General features: G+C 72.0%; 14 protein-coding genes. 3 read left to right on the forward strand and 11 right to left on the reverse strand.

All coding sequences use genetic code 11. The annotated features are described in order from the left end of the window. The 7 genes from Plo01_RS17780 to Plo01_RS17810 all read right to left on the reverse strand — a co-directional run bounded on the left by Plo01_RS17780 (position 1) and on the right by Plo01_RS17810 (position 7,266). On the reverse strand, positions 1 to 1,035 hold the full coding sequence (locus Plo01_RS17780; RefSeq protein WP_203891738.1) for a copper transporter: 1,035 nt from the start codon (positions 1,033 to 1,035) through the stop codon (positions 1 to 3). Beyond that, a complete protein-coding gene (steA, locus tag Plo01_RS17785; RefSeq protein WP_203891739.1) occupies positions 1,032 to 2,234 on the reverse strand; it encodes a putative cytokinetic ring protein SteA in 1,203 nt (400 codons plus the stop codon). The genes Plo01_RS17780 and steA overlap by 4 nt, the downstream gene beginning before the upstream one ends. A gap of 115 nt (positions 2,235 to 2,349) precedes the next feature. Further along, on the reverse strand, positions 2,350 to 4,059 hold the full coding sequence (gene recN / locus Plo01_RS17790; protein ID WP_203891740.1) for a DNA repair protein RecN: 1,710 nt from the start codon (positions 4,057 to 4,059) through the stop codon (positions 2,350 to 2,352). Positions 4,060 to 4,195: 136 nt separating this feature from the next. Next, a complete protein-coding gene (locus Plo01_RS17795; RefSeq protein WP_203891741.1) occupies positions 4,196 to 5,101 on the reverse strand; it encodes an NAD kinase in 906 nt (301 codons plus the stop codon). A 25-nt stretch (positions 5,102 to 5,126) separates the two neighbouring features. Beyond that, positions 5,127 to 5,945 carry a TlyA family RNA methyltransferase gene (locus tag Plo01_RS17800; protein ID WP_203891742.1) on the reverse strand — a complete coding sequence of 273 codons (819 nt, stop codon included), beginning with the start codon at positions 5,943 to 5,945 and terminating at the stop codon, positions 5,127 to 5,129. Next, positions 5,942 to 6,136, reverse strand: coding sequence for a hypothetical protein (locus Plo01_RS17805; RefSeq protein WP_203891743.1), 195 nt, complete (start codon positions 6,134 to 6,136; stop codon positions 5,942 to 5,944). Before Plo01_RS17805 ends, Plo01_RS17800 begins: the two co-directional genes overlap by 4 nt. Beyond that, positions 6,133 to 7,266 carry a phasin family protein gene (locus Plo01_RS17810; protein WP_203891744.1) on the reverse strand — a complete coding sequence of 378 codons (1,134 nt, stop codon included), beginning with the start codon at positions 7,264 to 7,266 and terminating at the stop codon, positions 6,133 to 6,135. Before Plo01_RS17810 ends, Plo01_RS17805 begins: the two co-directional genes overlap by 4 nt. A gap of 175 nt (positions 7,267 to 7,441) precedes the next feature. Here Plo01_RS17810 and Plo01_RS17815 point away from each other — a divergent pair, with 175 nt between their 5' ends. Beyond that, the gene (locus tag Plo01_RS17815; RefSeq protein ID WP_203891745.1) at positions 7,442 to 7,789 is read left to right on the forward strand and encodes an SCP2 sterol-binding domain-containing protein; all 348 of its coding nucleotides are present in this window, start codon (positions 7,442 to 7,444) and stop codon (positions 7,787 to 7,789) included. A gap of 129 nt (positions 7,790 to 7,918) precedes the next feature. On the opposite strand, the gene Plo01_RS17820 is transcribed toward Plo01_RS17815, so the two are convergent. Together Plo01_RS17820 and Plo01_RS17825 are read right to left on the reverse strand one after the other, a co-directional pair. Beyond that, positions 7,919 to 8,959 (reverse strand): HAD-IIA family hydrolase, encoded by a 1,041-nt coding sequence (locus Plo01_RS17820; protein ID WP_203891746.1) that lies wholly within the window; start codon positions 8,957 to 8,959, stop codon positions 7,919 to 7,921. A 370-nt stretch (positions 8,960 to 9,329) separates the two neighbouring features. Beyond that, the gene (locus tag Plo01_RS17825; protein ID WP_239316559.1) at positions 9,330 to 9,713 is read right to left on the reverse strand and encodes a tetratricopeptide repeat protein; all 384 of its coding nucleotides are present in this window, start codon (positions 9,711 to 9,713) and stop codon (positions 9,330 to 9,332) included. A 231-nt stretch (positions 9,714 to 9,944) separates the two neighbouring features. Here Plo01_RS17825 and Plo01_RS17830 point away from each other — a divergent pair, with 231 nt between their 5' ends. Next, on the forward strand, positions 9,945 to 11,285 hold the full coding sequence (locus Plo01_RS17830) for a DUF1015 family protein (RefSeq protein WP_239316561.1): 1,341 nt from the start codon (positions 9,945 to 9,947) through the stop codon (positions 11,283 to 11,285). Here Plo01_RS17830 and Plo01_RS41320 read toward each other — a convergent pair. Continuing rightward, complete coding sequence (locus Plo01_RS41320) at positions 11,272 to 12,039, reverse strand: single-stranded DNA-binding protein (RefSeq protein WP_203891749.1); 768 nt, start codon at positions 12,037 to 12,039, stop codon at positions 11,272 to 11,274. The two genes, Plo01_RS17830 and Plo01_RS41320, sit on opposite strands and share 14 nt — an antisense overlap. Positions 12,040 to 12,150: 111 nt before the next feature. Here Plo01_RS41320 and Plo01_RS17840 point away from each other — a divergent pair, with 111 nt between their 5' ends. Further along, positions 12,151 to 13,077, forward strand: coding sequence for an MBL fold metallo-hydrolase (locus tag Plo01_RS17840; RefSeq protein WP_203891750.1), 927 nt, complete (start codon positions 12,151 to 12,153; stop codon positions 13,075 to 13,077). Positions 13,078 to 13,131: 54 nt separating this feature from the next. Here the strand turns inward: Plo01_RS17840 and Plo01_RS17845 are convergent. Then, positions 13,132 to 14,597, reverse strand: a 1,466-nt coding sequence (locus Plo01_RS17845; protein ID WP_239316563.1) for a tetratricopeptide repeat protein, incomplete at its 5' end; no start/stop codon positions are given.

The raw sequence follows: 14,597 nt of genomic DNA on the forward strand, positions 1-14,597 counted from the left end.
TCACCCTCCAGAGGTGGCCGTGGACGGCGCGGACGGATTGGCCGTCGGCGTCGGGGACGGGGTGGCCTCCGGCGACGGCGGGCTCGGCTCGAAGGCCGGGGCGCCGGGGCCGGTGCCGTACTGACCGGTGCTCCCGGACAGCTGCTCCCGCAGAGCGTAGACCACCACGACCCGGCCCGCGGGGATATCGGCGGTGTCCACCCCGGAGACCTTCTCCCCGGCCGCGCCCTCGCGGAGCGCGGTGACGACGCCGCCGACCGCGGCCGAGGACCGGGGACCGGCCAGCACCGTGCCCCGGGAGCCCTCGTCCAGGCCGAGCGCGAGCGAGACGAGCGCGCCCGCCTGGGTCGCGGCGGTCTCCCCGGTGTACGGCTGCTCGGGGGCGATCACCACGGCCGTTCCCGCCCTGGCGATGTGCCCCGGCTCGGCGGGCTCGCCCGCGGTCCCCACGGTCACGCCGAGCAGATCCGCGCGCTGGAAGGCGTCGATGACCCCGCCGGCGGCCGGGTTCTCCTTGCCCGCCTGGTCGGGGGCCACGGTCACGAGCGCGCTGGCGAGCACCGCGGCGGCCTTGTCGTAGGGGGTGTCCTCGGCGGGGAAGACCAGGCCGGCGGGCTTGATCCCGGTCGCCAGCTGGTCGATCAGGACGGACTGGACGGGGTCCAGGTATTTCTCGGTGAGGGTGACCTGGGCGGTCACGGTCGCCCCGGACTGCTCGATCAGCTGCCGGACGGCCTCGGTCATGCCCGTCGCGGCGCCGGGGGTCTCCACGATCACGACGGTCTCCCCGGCCAGGTCGCCCCGGACGAGCTCGGCGGCGTGGGCGTTGAGGAAGGACTCATGGCCCGTCTTCTCCTTGCGCAGGACGTCGTTCTCGGCGCGGAGCTCGCCGTTGTCGTCGCGGAGCGCGTTGGCGACCGCCTCGGTGGCCTGCAGCGTCGGCTCCTCGAGCAGGGTCGTGCCCAGCACGATGCCGACCGAGAGCGCGACGAAGATCGCGATGATGGAGACGAGGTGATAACGGAAATCGATCACGAGAAGAGTCCGACCAACCAGAAGATGAAGGCGTTCCAGGCGTCACCCAGCCAGATGCTGCCCACCGGGGTGGAGAAGGCCGCCACTCCCATGGTGACCAGCGCGGTGACGACGAGCAGGAGCAGGGACGAGGTCGAGATCCGGCTGCGGTAGAGCCGGCTGACGCCCTTGGCGTCGATGAGCTTGCTGCCCACCCGCAGGCGGGTCAGGAGGGTGCTGGCCATGCCCGAGCGGCCCTTGTCGAGGAACTCCTCCAGGGTCCAGTGCGTGCCGACCGCGACGATCAGCTCGGCGCCCCTGTCGTCGGCCAGCAGCATCGCGATGTCCTCGCTCGTGCCGGTCGCGGGGAAGACCACCGCGCCGAGCCCGAGCTGCTCCACCCGCTCCAGTCCCGGCGCGCGGCCGTCCCGGTAGGCGTGCACGACCAGCTCGGCGCCGCAGGTCAGCGCCTTGGTGGAGACCGAGTCGAAGTCGCCCACGATCACATCGGGCGTGTAGCCGGCCTCCAGCAGGGCGTCGGCGCCGCCGTCCACCCCGATCATGACCGGGCGGTACTCCCGGATGTAGGGGCGCAGGGCCGCGATGTCCTCCTTGTAGTGGTAGCCGCGCACCACGATGAGGACGTGCCGCCCCTCCATGGAGGTGCTGATGTCGGGCACACCGACCCCGTCGATGAGCAGGTCGCTCTCGCGCCGGACGTACTCCATCGTGTTGAGGGCGAACGCCTCGATCTGCACCGCCAGCCCGGCGCGGGCCTCGGCCATGGCGGCCCCGACGGACTCGGCCGTCTGCGCCTCGCCCTTGCCGATGATCTCGTCGCCGAGGTAGACGACGCCCTCGTGCAGGCGGACCAGGTCGCCGTCCCGGACGCGCTCGAACAGCTCGGGGGTGGCGTTGTCGACGAACGGCACACCGGCCTCGACGACGATCTGCGGCCCCAGGTTGGGGTAACGGCCGCTGATGCCCGCGGCGACGTTGACCACGCCCGCCGCGCCGCACGCGACAAGCGCCTCCGCGCTCACCCGGTCGACGTCGACGTGATCGATGATCGCGATCTCTCCGGGCTTGAGGCGCTTGGTCAGCCTCTTGGTCCGCCGGTCGATCCTCGCCACTGCCGTCACCCCGGGAAGGTCGTCGACCTTCCTGCGGCGGAGGTAACCCGTGAGCCTGCGGTGAAGCTCGTCAGTCGGCACCTTCATCATGACCATCCTGCCAGAGGAAACGAGCAGGTGAGCCAAGTACCCGGCGGTGTGTCAACCTCGTCACAGTAGATCATCATCTGATCGGGCCGCACCGGAGCACGCCCGCGGGCGTTCATGCCTTGTCGGCGGCGGCTATCGCGAGGAGCTCCTCGGCGTGCGCCCGGCCGAGCTCGGAGTCTTCCAAACCGGCCAGCATCCGGGAGAGTTCGCGGGTCCGGGCATCCCTGTCGAGGGCGACCACGCCGCTGCGCACGACGCTGCCGTCGCTGTCCTTCTCCACCACGAGATGCTGGTCGGCGAAGGCCGCGACCTGGGGCAGATGAGTGACGACAATCACTTGCGCGGTGCGGGCCAGACGGGCCAGCCGCCGCCCGATCTCGACCGCGGCCTTGCCGCCGACACCCGCGTCGACCTCGTCGAACACGAACGTCGGCACCGGGTCGGCGCCGGCGAACACCACCTCGATGGCGAGCATGACGCGGCTCAGCTCACCCCCGGAGGCGCCCTTGTTCAGCGGCAGCGGCGGCGAGGCGGGGTGCGGGGACATGCGCAGCTCGACCTCGTCCACACCGTGCGGGCCGAACTCGGCGGCCCGGGTGAGGACGACCGCGACGCGGGCGTGCGGCATGGCCAGGGCGGTGAGCTCCTCGGTGACGACCTGGCCGAACCGCTCGGCCGCGGCCGTGCGGACCCTCGTCAGCTCGGCGGCCAGCTCGGTGAGGCGGCCGGTGAGCTCCTCGTGCTCGCGGGCGAGGTCGGCGATCCGGTCGTCGTCGCCCTCCAGCTCGGTCAGGCGCGTCGCGGCCCGCTCGGCCCAGCCGAGCACCGCCGTGCTGTCCTCGCCGTACTTGCGGATGAGGTGGGTGAGCACGGACCGGCGCTCCTGCACGGCCGCCAGGCGCGCCGGATCGGCCTCCACCGACTCGGCGTAGGCGGCCAGCTCGGTGGCGACGTCGGACAGGAGGTAGCCGGCCTCGGCGAGCCGGTCGGCGATCCCGGCCAGTGCGGGGTCGACGTCGCGGACCGCCTCGACGGCGGAGCGGGCCTGCCCGACCAGGGAGACGGCGTCCTGGATCTGCTCGCCGGCCATCGGGTCGCCGAGCAGCGCCGCGTGGGCGGTCTCCGCCGCGCCCCTGAGCGTGTCGGCGTGGGAGAGGCGCTCCTCCTCCTCGCGGAGGGAGACGTCCTCGCCGGGCTTGGGGTCGGTCTTCTCGATCTCTTCGAGCCCGAACTTGAGCAGGTCGGCCTCCTGGGCGCGCTCCCTGGCCCGGGTGGTCAGCTCGGTCAGCTGCTCGGCGATCTGCCGGTGGCGTCTGTAGGCCTGCTCGTAGGCGCGCAGCGGCTTGACCAGGTCGTCGCCCGCGTAGCGGTCCAGGGCCGCGCGCTGGCGGCCCGGCTGGAGCAGCCGCTGCTGGTCCATCTGGCCGTGCACGGCCACCAGGTCGTCGGCGAGGTAGGTCAGCGTGCCCACCGGGACGCTCCGCCCGCCCAGCCAGGCCCGGCTGCGGCCCTCGGAGGAGACGGTGCGCGAGATGATCAGCTGGCCGTCCTCCAGCACCCCGCCGGCGTCCTCGACCTGCTGGGCCACCCGGCCGTCCCGATCGATCACGAGCGTGCCCTCGACGGTGGCCCGATCGGCGCCGGGACGGACCCGGGCGGGGTCGGCCCGGCCGCCGAACAGCAGCCCCAGACCGGTCACCACCATGGTCTTGCCCGCGCCGGTCTCACCCGTGACCACGGTGAATCCCGGTGATAGCTCCAGGACCGCCTCGTCGATGACGCCGAGCCCCTGGATGCGGACCTCCTCGACCCTTGGTCGCACGGGTCCCTCCTGTCACATTGAATCCACCCGAACACCAGTGCGGTGCGCGGGCACGATCCTACGCGCTCGAAGCCGGGACCGCCCGGACAGATTACGACCGCCCCGGGCCATCCCGCCCTCGGACGGGACCATCAGACTACGGCCGCATCCGGCCGCGCCATCCCTGAACGGGGAGATCGAATTTGGCCACCAGCCGGTCGGTGAACGGCGCCCCGGTGTCCTCCACGCCGTGCAGCCGCGCGAGCCGTACCGGCAGCTCTCCCCTGCGGACCTCGACCCGCGCGCCCGCGGGCAGATCGAATCGGCGGCGGCCGTCGCACCACAGCACCGCGCCCGCCGTCTGGGGCTGGATCTCCAGTGCCAGCGCGGACCGGGGCGAGACCACCAGCGGCCGGGCGAACAGCGCGTGCGCGCTGATCGGCACCAGCAGCAGGGCCTCCACCTCGGGCCAGACCACGGGCCCGCCCGCGGAGAACGCGTAGGCGGTGGAGCCGGTCGGCGTGGCGCAGATGACCCCGTCGCAGCCCCAGCGCGACAGCGGGCGCCCGTCGATCTCGGCGACCACCTCCAGCATGCGCTCGCGCTTCTCCACGGTCGCCTCGTTGAGCGCCCACGTGTCGGCCAGCAGCTGCCCGTTGAGGCGGGCGGTGACCTCGACGGTCATCCGCTCCTCGACGTCGTAGCGGCCCTCCACCACACAGTCGACCGCGGCCGCCAGGTCCTCCACCTCCGCCTCGGCCAGGAAACCGACGTGCCCGAGGTTGACGCCGAGCAGCGGGACGCCGGCCGGCCGGGCCAGCTCCGCGGCGCGCAGCAGGCTGCCGTCGCCGCCGAGCACGATCATCATCTCGGCGTCCTGCACGGCGGCCAGGCCGGCGGGCACCACGCGGGCCCCCTCGCACGCCACGGCCTCCGCCTCCGCGCTGAGCACCCGCACGCTCACGCCCGCGTCCACGAGGCGGCTGATCACCAGCCGGGCGCTGTCGACTGCCGCCTTGCGCCCGGTGTGGGCGGTGACCAGCATGGTGCGACTGGTTGTCATGTTCCACTCTTTCGGGGGATCGCCACTACTGGGGGCCTTCGGCCACCGCGCGCCCGATCTCGGCCGCGACGTCCGGGACCGGCGGGGCGCCCTCTCCCTTGCCCAGCCAGATCACGTACTCGACGTTGCCCGACGGGCCCGGCAGGGGGCTCGCGGTGACACCCCGCACGGTCAGGCCGAGCGAATGCGCGGCCTCTGCCACATCCTGCACCGCTTCCGCGCGCAACGCGGGGTCCCTGACCACCCCGCCCGCGCCGACCCGCTCCCTGCCGACCTCGAACTGCGGCTTGACCAGCATCGCGAAGTCGGCCTCCGGGGCCGCGCAGGCGATCAGGGCCGGCAGCACGAGCCGCAGCGAGATGAACGACAGGTCACCGACGATCAGCGTGGGAGGCTCGCCGACCATGTCGGGGGTCAGATCCCTGACGTTGACCCGCTCCATGACCGTGACCCGCTCGTCGGTCCGCAGCGACCAGGCGAGCTGGCCGTACCCGACGTCGACGGCGAGCACGTGCGCCGCGCCGTTGCGCAGCAGCACGTCGGTGAAGCCCCCGGTGGAGGCCCCGGCGTCCAGGCAGCGCCGCTCCTTGACGGCGAGCCCCTTCGGGCCGAACGCCTCCAGGGCGCCGATGAGTTTGTGCGCTCCCCGCGAGACGTAGTCGGGGCCCTCCGCCGCCTCGGCGACCGTGATCGCCGAGGCGGTGTCGACCTGGGTGGCGGCCTTGGAGGCCGTCCGCCCGCCGACGGCGACCCGCCCCGCCCCGATGAGCTGTGCGGCGTGCTCACGGGAACGGGCCAGCTTCCGGCGGACGAGCTCGCTGTCGAGACGCGCCCGGCGGCTCACCGCGGCGGGTCCGGGACGTCCGAGACGCCGTCCGCCCTGTCGTCGGCTGCGGCGAGAGCCTGCTCCAGCCCGGCGAACACCTCCTCGAACACGCCCACGTGCGCCGCGACGGGCAGCTCGCCCAGCACGGCCAGGCCGCCCAGCGCCGCGTCCACCCGCTCGTCGCCGGTCCCTTCCGGCAGGTCCGTCATGCGCCCCCTCCGGAGGTGCTCGTCGTCTTTCTGGTCTTCGTCGTGGTGCCCCGGGCACGCGGCGTGCGAGCCGTCCCGCCCGCGGGCTCCTTGACCGTATCGGAAGCGCCGGCCCGCGTCGTCCCGGCGGCCACGGCGAGCGCCTCACCGGCCTTCCCCGCGCCCTTCGCCGTCTTCCCCGCTCCGCCCTGGGCGGCCGTCTTCCCCGTTCCGGCGCCCGCGGCGCTCCCCGTGGCCGTCTTCCTCGTCCGGGTCGCCGTGGCCGCCTTCGCGGTGACGGGCTTCTCCGCGGCCGCCTTCGCGGTGGTCGCCGCGGCGGTCTTCTTGGTCGCGGCGCTCTTCGCCGCGACGGCCCTCCCTCCGGCCGCCTTCGCGGTGGTCGCCGTGACGGTCGCCGCCGCCCCCGACCCCAGGGCGTCCTCGACGGCCTGCTTCGCCGCGCTGGTCACCGGAGAGGTCTCCAGGGCGTTCTTCCCGGCGGGTGTCGTGGCGGCGGCGCGGCTCCGTGCGGCCGTCGCCTTCGTGGCCGTCGCCTTCGTGGCCGCCGTCTTCGTGGCAGCGGCCTTTCCGCCGGGAGCGGCCTTCCCTCCCGTCGTACGGCTCCGCGTCGTCGCCGTCCTGCCCGCCGGAGCGCTCGTGGCAGCGGACCGGGACGGCCGTGCGACCGTCGCGGCGGTCTTCACGGGGGCGGCGGCCTCGGCCACGGGCGCCTTCCCCTCCGTGGCGGCCTTGATCTTCGACGCTGTCCCGGCCGTGGTCCCCGTGGTCGCGGATCCGGTCGCGGCCTTGGACGCGCCGTTCCCGGACGCCGTGGTTCTGGATGCCGTGGTTCTGGATGCGGCGGCCTCGGACCTGGACGCAGTCGCCTTCTCGGCCTCGCCGAGTTTGGCCTCCAGCTCCGCGATCCGCTTCCTGAGCCCGTCGAGGTCTTCGGCGCGGACCAGGTCGAGTACGCCGAGCAGGCGGTCGACCTCGCTCCTGACCACCTCGTTGAGCTGGTCGCGGTTGGCCTTGCCCGTCGCGACGAGTTCCTTGGCCAGCTTGTCGACCTGGCCCGACATCTGGAACAGGCCCGCCTCCCCCGAGGCGATCAGATCGCGAACTATCACGCGGGCCTTGCTCGTTGTCATCTCCGTAAGGCCGGTGGCTCCCTGGACATACCCCCGCAGTGCTTCGAACACCATGGCAGCAGCCTCCTTTCCAGCACACCCCCGCGTGCTGGATCGCGCATTGTGTCTATGTGGAACGCTACCGTCCGTAGATAAAGGAATTCGGACCGGTCCGGAATGAAAGGAGCGCCGCTCGATGGCGACCGTCGACGAGTGCCGGGTGGCACTGCGGAAACTCGGCGAACAGTTCGACGAGGTTGACCAGGAGAGCCGTGCCAAGCACGTGGTCGAACGCTCCATCAGCTGCCATGTCAGCGACCTCGGAGTGACCTTCTACGGCCGCATCCACCACGGCGGTCTCGGGCCTTTCACCGAAGACCCGCCGGCCGACGGCGCGCCCGCCGACGTGAAATTGACCCTCGCCGGCGACGATCTGGTCGCCCTGGTCAACGGGGAGCTCGACATGGGGCGCGCGGTGTTCGGCGGCCGCGTCAAGGTCGACGCCAGCATCGGAGACCTCTTCCGCCTGCGCAAGCTCCTTTGACCCGCTCCCGGCGCCGAAGAGCCTGGGCCCCGCCGGGTGTGCCCGGACAGCGGGGCCTACGCTCCCGGCCCGTCCTGCACCGCGGCCCGTCCGGTCATCGCGGCCCGTCCTGCGCCGCGGCCCTCCGGGTCACCGTGCCCTCCTGCCCGGCAGGTCCCCCAGGACGGACGACTCCAGGACGGCCTTCACCGCGCCCTCGTCGGCCGCTCCGTCACCGGCGCCCTCCCATGCCGCGGCGCAGGCGGCCCTGAGACCGTCGACGGGGTCCCGGGCTCCGTCTCCCCGCGCGTCGAGGGCGAGACCCTCACCGGCCGTCCAGCGGGCGCTCCATCCCCCGCAGAGCCACTCCTCCCCGTCACGGTGCGGATGCGAGTACGGCCGGTGCAGGGCGGACAGGTCGGCGGCGATGTAGGTGGGCCGGTGCCGGGGGCCGGCCGTCAGGAGGCCGAGCGGGCCCGCCACCCCGGTGAGGACCAGCAGGCTGTCCACCCCGGCGTTGGCCGCCCCCTCGATGTCGGTGTCGAGCCGGTCGCCGACCACCAGGGGCCGCCGCGCGCAGGTGCGCAGGATCGACTCACGGTGGAGCGGCGGCTCCGGCTTACCCGCGACGATCGGCTCCACGCCGGTCGCGGTGGCGATCACCCGCGTCATGGCGCCGTTGCCGGGAAGCTCTCCCCGGCCGGTCGGCATGGTCGAGTCACCGTTCGCCGCGACGAACAGGGCGCCCCGCCGTACGGCCAGTGCGCCCTCCGACAGGAGGCTGTAGGAGAGGTCGGGGGCGATGCCCTGCGCCACCGCCACCGGTTCGTCGAGCGCGGTGCTGACCGGGCGCAGCCCCTGGGCCCTCAACGCGCCGCGCAGTCCCATGCCCCCGACGACCAGAACCGCCGCCCCCGGCCCGAACCGCTCGGCGATCAGCCGTGCGGCCGCCTGGGCGGAGGTGACGACGTCCTCGGGGGTCGCGGGGGCGCCGAGCCCGCTGAGATGCTGCGCGATGGCTCCGGGGGTGCGGGAGGCGTTGTTGGTGACGTAGGCGAGCCGTACGCCGCGGTCCTTCGCCTGCCGCAACGCCTCAGGAGCGCCCGGTACGGCGTTGCGGCCGAGGTACACCACCCCGTCCAGGTCCAGCAGGAGGGTGTCGTAGCCGTCGACCAGCGTCTTTGCGTGCACCCGCTCATTCCTTGACGTCTTTGCCGCGGATGGGCCCGGGGGCTCCGACCCGGCGGATGGTGATCGGCGTTTCACGGACCGCCCGGCGATGAGACCTCCACGCCCCGCCCCCGGCGGACCGGCGGCGGGTTCACGTGGCCGCCGTGAACGTCAAGACCCTATCAAGGGGCGGACCGGCGCTCTGGACAGGCCCGATACCGGGGACGGACCGGCCCCGCGGACGGGATCGGGCGTTCGCGGCCTCCGACCGGCCGTCGGAGGAGCGGCCGTCAGAGGAACCTCTCCCGGCGCGGCGGGAGACGGGGTGCCAGAAGACGACATGATTGGGGGCGGAGTGCCAGGAGGTCGTGACAGGTCGTCGCAGGCGGCGTCACTCCGCGGGGGGTTTCCATTCGTTCCAGAGCCCCTCCGGGTCGTCCTTGCGGGCCTGGAGCGTGGCGCGGACGCTCTTCAGCGCCGAGACGTAATCCCGCTGGTCGGGCCGCATCGCGACAGCGATGGCGAGCGGTTCCTGGGCCGCCTCCATGTCTCCGGTCCGCCACAGGGAAAGGCCCAGCCCGAAATAGGCGTAATCTTCGGTCGGATTGGTGTTGACGATCCAGCGGAAGCTGTCGGCGGCGTCGGCGTACTGGCGAGAGTTGAACTGCGCACGGGCCAGCGCCTCGCGAATGCTCCGCGACTCGGGCTCGGCATCGGCGGCGCGCTCCAGCAGCGCGGCGGCGGCGGCGGGGCTCCCCTCCGACAGCAGCTTCATCCCGCGCTGGAACCAGTCGTAGACTCCCCCCGCCGGCGTGCCTTCCTCAGGACCGGGGGAATCAGACGCCTGATCACGTCCTTGGACCATTATGTGAGGCCTCCTTCATCGACAGACGGAAAATCTGACCGATCCCCTGACCGACCTGGCAGTGCCGCATCCGCGGGGCAACACCCGGGCGTTTCGGGCCTTTATGGAAACATGCCCTCTATGGCGGATCCTGAACTGCCGATGCCTGACGGACTGGTGCTACGCGCGTTCCGCGGCGTGCGATTCGCCGTCGACGACCTGGCCGAGGTGACCTCTCCTCCCTATGACCTCATCGGCGAGACCGGCATCAGGGACCTGCTCGACACCCACCCCAACAACGTGGTCAGGCTGATCCTTCCGGGGAGCGACGGCCATCGGTACGCCGAGGCCCGCGAGACCTTGCGCGCCTGGCTCTCCTCGGGGGTCCTGGTCGCCGACGGCACTCCCGCGGTGTACGTCTACGAGCAGAGCGGCCCGGGAATCCTGCAGCGCGGGCTCATCGGCGACGTGGGCCTGGTCTCCCCCGGCCGGGGGACGATCCTGCCGCACGAGGACGTCATGCCCGGCCCCGTGGCGGACCGTCTGGCGCTCATGCGCACCACCGAGGCGAACCTGGAGCCCATCTTCCTCCTCTACGAGGGCCGGGGCGGTGCCGCCACGCGCCTCGTCGACGAGGTCGCCGACAGCCGGCCGCCGCTGGCCGAGGCCCGGACCCACGACGGGATCAGACACCGCCTGTGGGCCGTCACCGATCCCGCCGAGCTCGCCGCCCTCAACGCGGATCTCCGCCCACGCCAGGCCCTCATCGCCGACGGCCACCACCGCTACGCCACCTACCTCGCGCTGCAGGCCGAACACCACGCCACCGCCCGCCATGCCGGAACCCCCGGCACGACCGGTGGGGACTCCGACAGGACCCGCCCAGGCTCCGGACCGGTAGGCGGAAACTCTGCCGCGGCCTCGGCGCCTGGCACCGGACCGTGGGACTTCGGCCTGGCCCTCCTCGTGGACTCCGACTCGTATCCTCCGGATCTGAAGGCCATTCACCGGGTCATTCCGAACCTGCCCCTCCACGAGGCGGTGGGCAGGGCCAAGCACTCCTGGCAGATCCACGAGCACGCGGGCCTGACCGAAGGACTCACCGCGCTGCGGGAAGCCCCCGAGCCGGCATTTCTGCTCACGGACGGAGACATCGCATATCTGATCACCGATCCTGTCCCGGATCAGGTGGAGCGGGCGATGCCCACCGACCGATCGGCCCGGTGGTGCGCGTTGAACACCTCCGTTCTCGCGGAGTTCCTGCTGCCCGAGGTGTGGGGTATGCGTGACGACGAACACTCGGTGCGCATCGTGCACCATGACTCCTGGGCCGCAGCGCGCCTCGCCCGGGACACCGGGGGCACCGCCGTGCTGATGAACCCGCTCGCGGTCGATGACGTGCTCGCGGTCGCGGCCCAGGGAGAGCGGGTGCCGCGCAAGTCCACCTCGTTCGGGCCCAAGCCTCGGACTGGTCTGCTCATGCGCCTGCTCACCCTCGAGTGACGCCCCCGATGGACGGCACCGGCGAGTCGCCGGCCTCCTCCCCCGGGAATGCCCGCTCCTCCGGGAGAAGAGGCCGGCCGCAGCCGGCACGGAGATCCGGATCGCCGAAGAAGGCGAGGTCTGTGCCGGAAGCCGGGTCGGCATCGGGAGCCGGACGGGTGGAGGAGACCGGATCCGTACGGGAACCCGGACCGGTGGAGGAGACCGGATCGGTGGAGGAGACCAGAGGAATGTCTCCGGGTGGGGGATCTGGAACGGCACCGGCCGCCGCAGGGTCTTCGGACCCTGTCGCCGGTTCGGACCCCGCATCCGCCTCTGAGGGGCGTTGGGCGGGGAACGTGCTCAGAAGAGAACGGAGCGGCCGCGGAGAGGCGGGGGCCGGGACCGCGGGCGCGGCTGAATCCGTGGAAGGTTCGCCGTCTCCGGTGAGCACGGTCGTGACACGGCGTTCGAGGCGCTTCACGGAGCGGACCTCCACCTCGTAGCCGGACGCCTTCGAGCCCTGGCTCCCCCACCACCTGCGGCGCAGGGAGCCCACCACCTCGACCACATCATCGGGGAGCCACTCCGCGACGCTCTGGACGACTCCCGGCTCGAACGACACGCACGGGATGGTGTCCACCCGGGCGCCGCGACCGCGCTGCTGTCGCCGGACGATCAGCCGCCAGCTGCCGAAACGGGTGCCGCTCTGCAATGTCTTGATCTGCACCAGGTCAGGCAGGCGGCCCGCCAGAACGACCTCGTTGCGATCCATTGAATCCTCCTTCGATCTCTGCTGATCGAAGATGACTCTTTACGATGTGAGCTGTGCCGGAATGGCTCGAACGCCGTTCTGGGGACTCCGCTTCCAACCCTGAGGTGGCCTGTGGACAACATCACCGCTCTTGGCGGAGACGTCTATGAGATCGACACGCGGATGGCCGGGTTCTCCGGCATCACAGCGGGATATCTGATCTTGGGGGACCGTCCCTGCCTGGTGGAGACGGGCACATCCACCTCGGCCCCCGTGGTCCGGGACGCCCTGACCTCGCTGGGAGTCGGTCCCCGCGACCTCGCCACGGTCGTCGTCACCCACATCCACCTCGACCATGCCGGAGGAGTCGGGGACATCGCCGGCTTCTACCCGGAGGCGGAGATCGTGGTGCACGAGAAGGGCGCCCGGCATCTCGCCGACCCGTCACGGCTGATGGCCAGCGCCCGGATGGTCTGGGGCGACCGGCTGGACACGTTGTTCGGCGAGCTGTCTCCGACGGAAGCCTCACGGATCCGTGCACTCGGCGACACGGGAGCCATCGACCTCGGCAACGGGCGGACGCTGAGCAGCCACTACTCCCCCGGCCACGCCAAGCACCACGTGGGATTGGTCGACTCCGGCACGGGTGATCTCTACGTCGGCGACGCCGCCGGCGTCTACCTGCCGCAGACCGGCGACCTGCGCCCCGCCACGCCGCCCCCGGACTTCGATCTGCGCACCGCGCTGGACTCGATCTCCCTGTTCGAGGCCCTGGGACCGCAGCGGCTGCTGTTCAGTCACTACGGACCGGTCACAGACGTCCAGGAGACGCTGGAACGCTCGGCCGAGGAACTGCGCGTCTGGGTCGACCTGACCAGGCAGGCCCGTTCGGAGGGCCTGGATCTGGACCACGCGGTGGCCATGGTCAGGGATCGCACGCGAGAGCGGTACGCGGCGCTGAAAGCCGACGAGGCGACCGCCGAGCAGTTCGAGCTGCTCAGCGGCGCACCGTCGAACGTGGCCGGGATCATGCACTGGCTGGACCGCGTCCAGCCCTGAGAGGCGTGATCCGTCCCGGGCTGACCGGCCGGTCAGCCCGGGACGGATCAGAACCTACTTGTCGTTCTTGCCGGTGTCCGAGTCGTCGGCCTCATCGGCCTCATCGTCGGCGTCATCGGCGTCGTCGAGGATGTCGCCGAAGTTCGGCTCGATGAAGGCGGGACCGACACCGGTCTCCGCCCTCTCCGGCCTGCCCTCGTCACCTCTGTCCTCCGTACGGCTGGACGCGGCGGCGTGAGGACCGTCCTCCTCGTCCTCGCCGGCGGCCGGCTCCCCGATCTCCTCATCGTCGAGATCGTCATCGACGTCGTCGATCTCATCGATCTCGTCGTCCTCGTCGTCCTCGTCGAGGTCGTCCTCATCGAGGTCATCGTCGAGGTCGGCCTCGATCTCGTTCTCGGAGACCGGTCCGCCGCTCTCGTCGCCAGGCGCGTCCTCGAGGCCGGCGTCGCCGTCCGACTCGTCTTCGAAATCCTCTTCGAGATCTTCGATGACCGTACCGGTCAGCTCCGCGTACCGCTCGGCCGCGGCGGTCTCGCCGTCCTCGTCGAAGGTCATCGCCCGGCCGAACCACTCGACGGCCGCGCCTTCGTGGCCCGCATCGGCGAGAGCGTCGGCGTAGGCGAACGCCAGCCGCGCCGACCACGGCTGCGGGCGGGGGTCGCGCAGCTCCGCCAGGCGCTGAAGGGTGACGACCGCGGCGTCCTTCTGACCGAGATCCCGGCGAGCACCGGACTCCACGATCGCCAGCTCGATCTTGCCCTCCCGGTCGAGACGCTCGGCCTCCTTGGACCGGACCAGGTCGAGAGCCCGCTCCGGACGGCCGAGACCGCGCTCGCAGTCCGCCATGATCGGCAGGAACTCGTCCGATCCCGTTATCCGGCGAGCCGTGCGCAGGTCGCTGAGGGCTTCGGCGAAATGCTCGGCGTAGTAGGCGGCGATGCCGACGGCCTCGCGCACCACGCCGATCCTCGGGGCCAGGCCTCGGGCGACCTTGGCGTGCTCGTAGGCCGCCTCGGGCTCCCCCGCGCTGAGGGCCCGCTCAGCCGCCACGAGATGGCGGGAGATCAGGTCCGCGAGGTCGAGCGGGAGCGAACGCAGCTCGTCACGGATCTCCTTGTCGAGCTCCTCCGCCTCGATGTCGGGAGCGAGCTGAGGCATGTTCTCGCGCTCACGTGCCGACGCCTCGTCATCGCGGCCGCCCGGCTGGTCCTCGCGGCCGTAGCGGGTACGGGAGCCGCCCTCGCTCCGGAAGCCTCCGGGACGGTCCCCTGAGGGGCGGCCGCCCGGACGGTCGTCACGGCTGAACGGACGACGCTCGCCACCGCGGTCGTCACGACCCCGGAAGCCCCCGCCCGGACGGTCGTCCCGATTGCGGAACCCGCCGCCCTGACGGTCGTCCCGGTCGCGGAAACCGTACTGGCTGCGGACCTGGTCACGGTCGCCGTAGGAGCGACGCTCCCCACCGCGCTCGTCACGGTCACCGTAGGAAGGGCGCTCGCCGCCACGATCGTCACGGC

This window comes from Planobispora longispora, from assembly GCF_016863135.1.
Lineage (GTDB): Bacteria > Actinomycetota > Actinomycetes > Streptosporangiales > Streptosporangiaceae > Planobispora > Planobispora longispora.

Excerpts from the sequence above, each read along its gene's own strand:
- Plo01_RS17810 (WP_203891744.1), bottom strand. The coding sequence starts at position 7,266 with ATGACAACGAGCAAGGCCCGCGTGATAGTTCGCGATCTGATCGCCTCG.
- Plo01_RS17805 (WP_203891743.1), bottom strand. The coding sequence starts at position 6,136 with ATGACGGACCTGCCGGAAGGGACCGGCGACGAGCGGGTGGACGCGGCG.
- Plo01_RS17830 (WP_239316561.1), top strand. The coding sequence starts at position 9,945 with ATGCCTGACGGACTGGTGCTACGCGCGTTCCGCGGCGTGCGATTCGCC.
- Plo01_RS17815 (WP_203891745.1), top strand. The coding sequence starts at position 7,442 with ATGGCGACCGTCGACGAGTGCCGGGTGGCACTGCGGAAACTCGGCGAA.
- Plo01_RS41320 (WP_203891749.1), bottom strand. The coding sequence starts at position 12,039 with ATGGATCGCAACGAGGTCGTTCTGGCGGGCCGCCTGCCTGACCTGGTG.
- steA (WP_203891739.1), bottom strand. The coding sequence starts at position 2,234 with ATGAAGGTGCCGACTGACGAGCTTCACCGCAGGCTCACGGGTTACCTC.
- Plo01_RS17825 (WP_239316559.1), bottom strand. The coding sequence starts at position 9,713 with ATGAAGCTGCTGTCGGAGGGGAGCCCCGCCGCCGCCGCCGCGCTGCTG.
- Plo01_RS17795 (WP_203891741.1), bottom strand. The coding sequence starts at position 5,101 with ATGACAACCAGTCGCACCATGCTGGTCACCGCCCACACCGGGCGCAAG.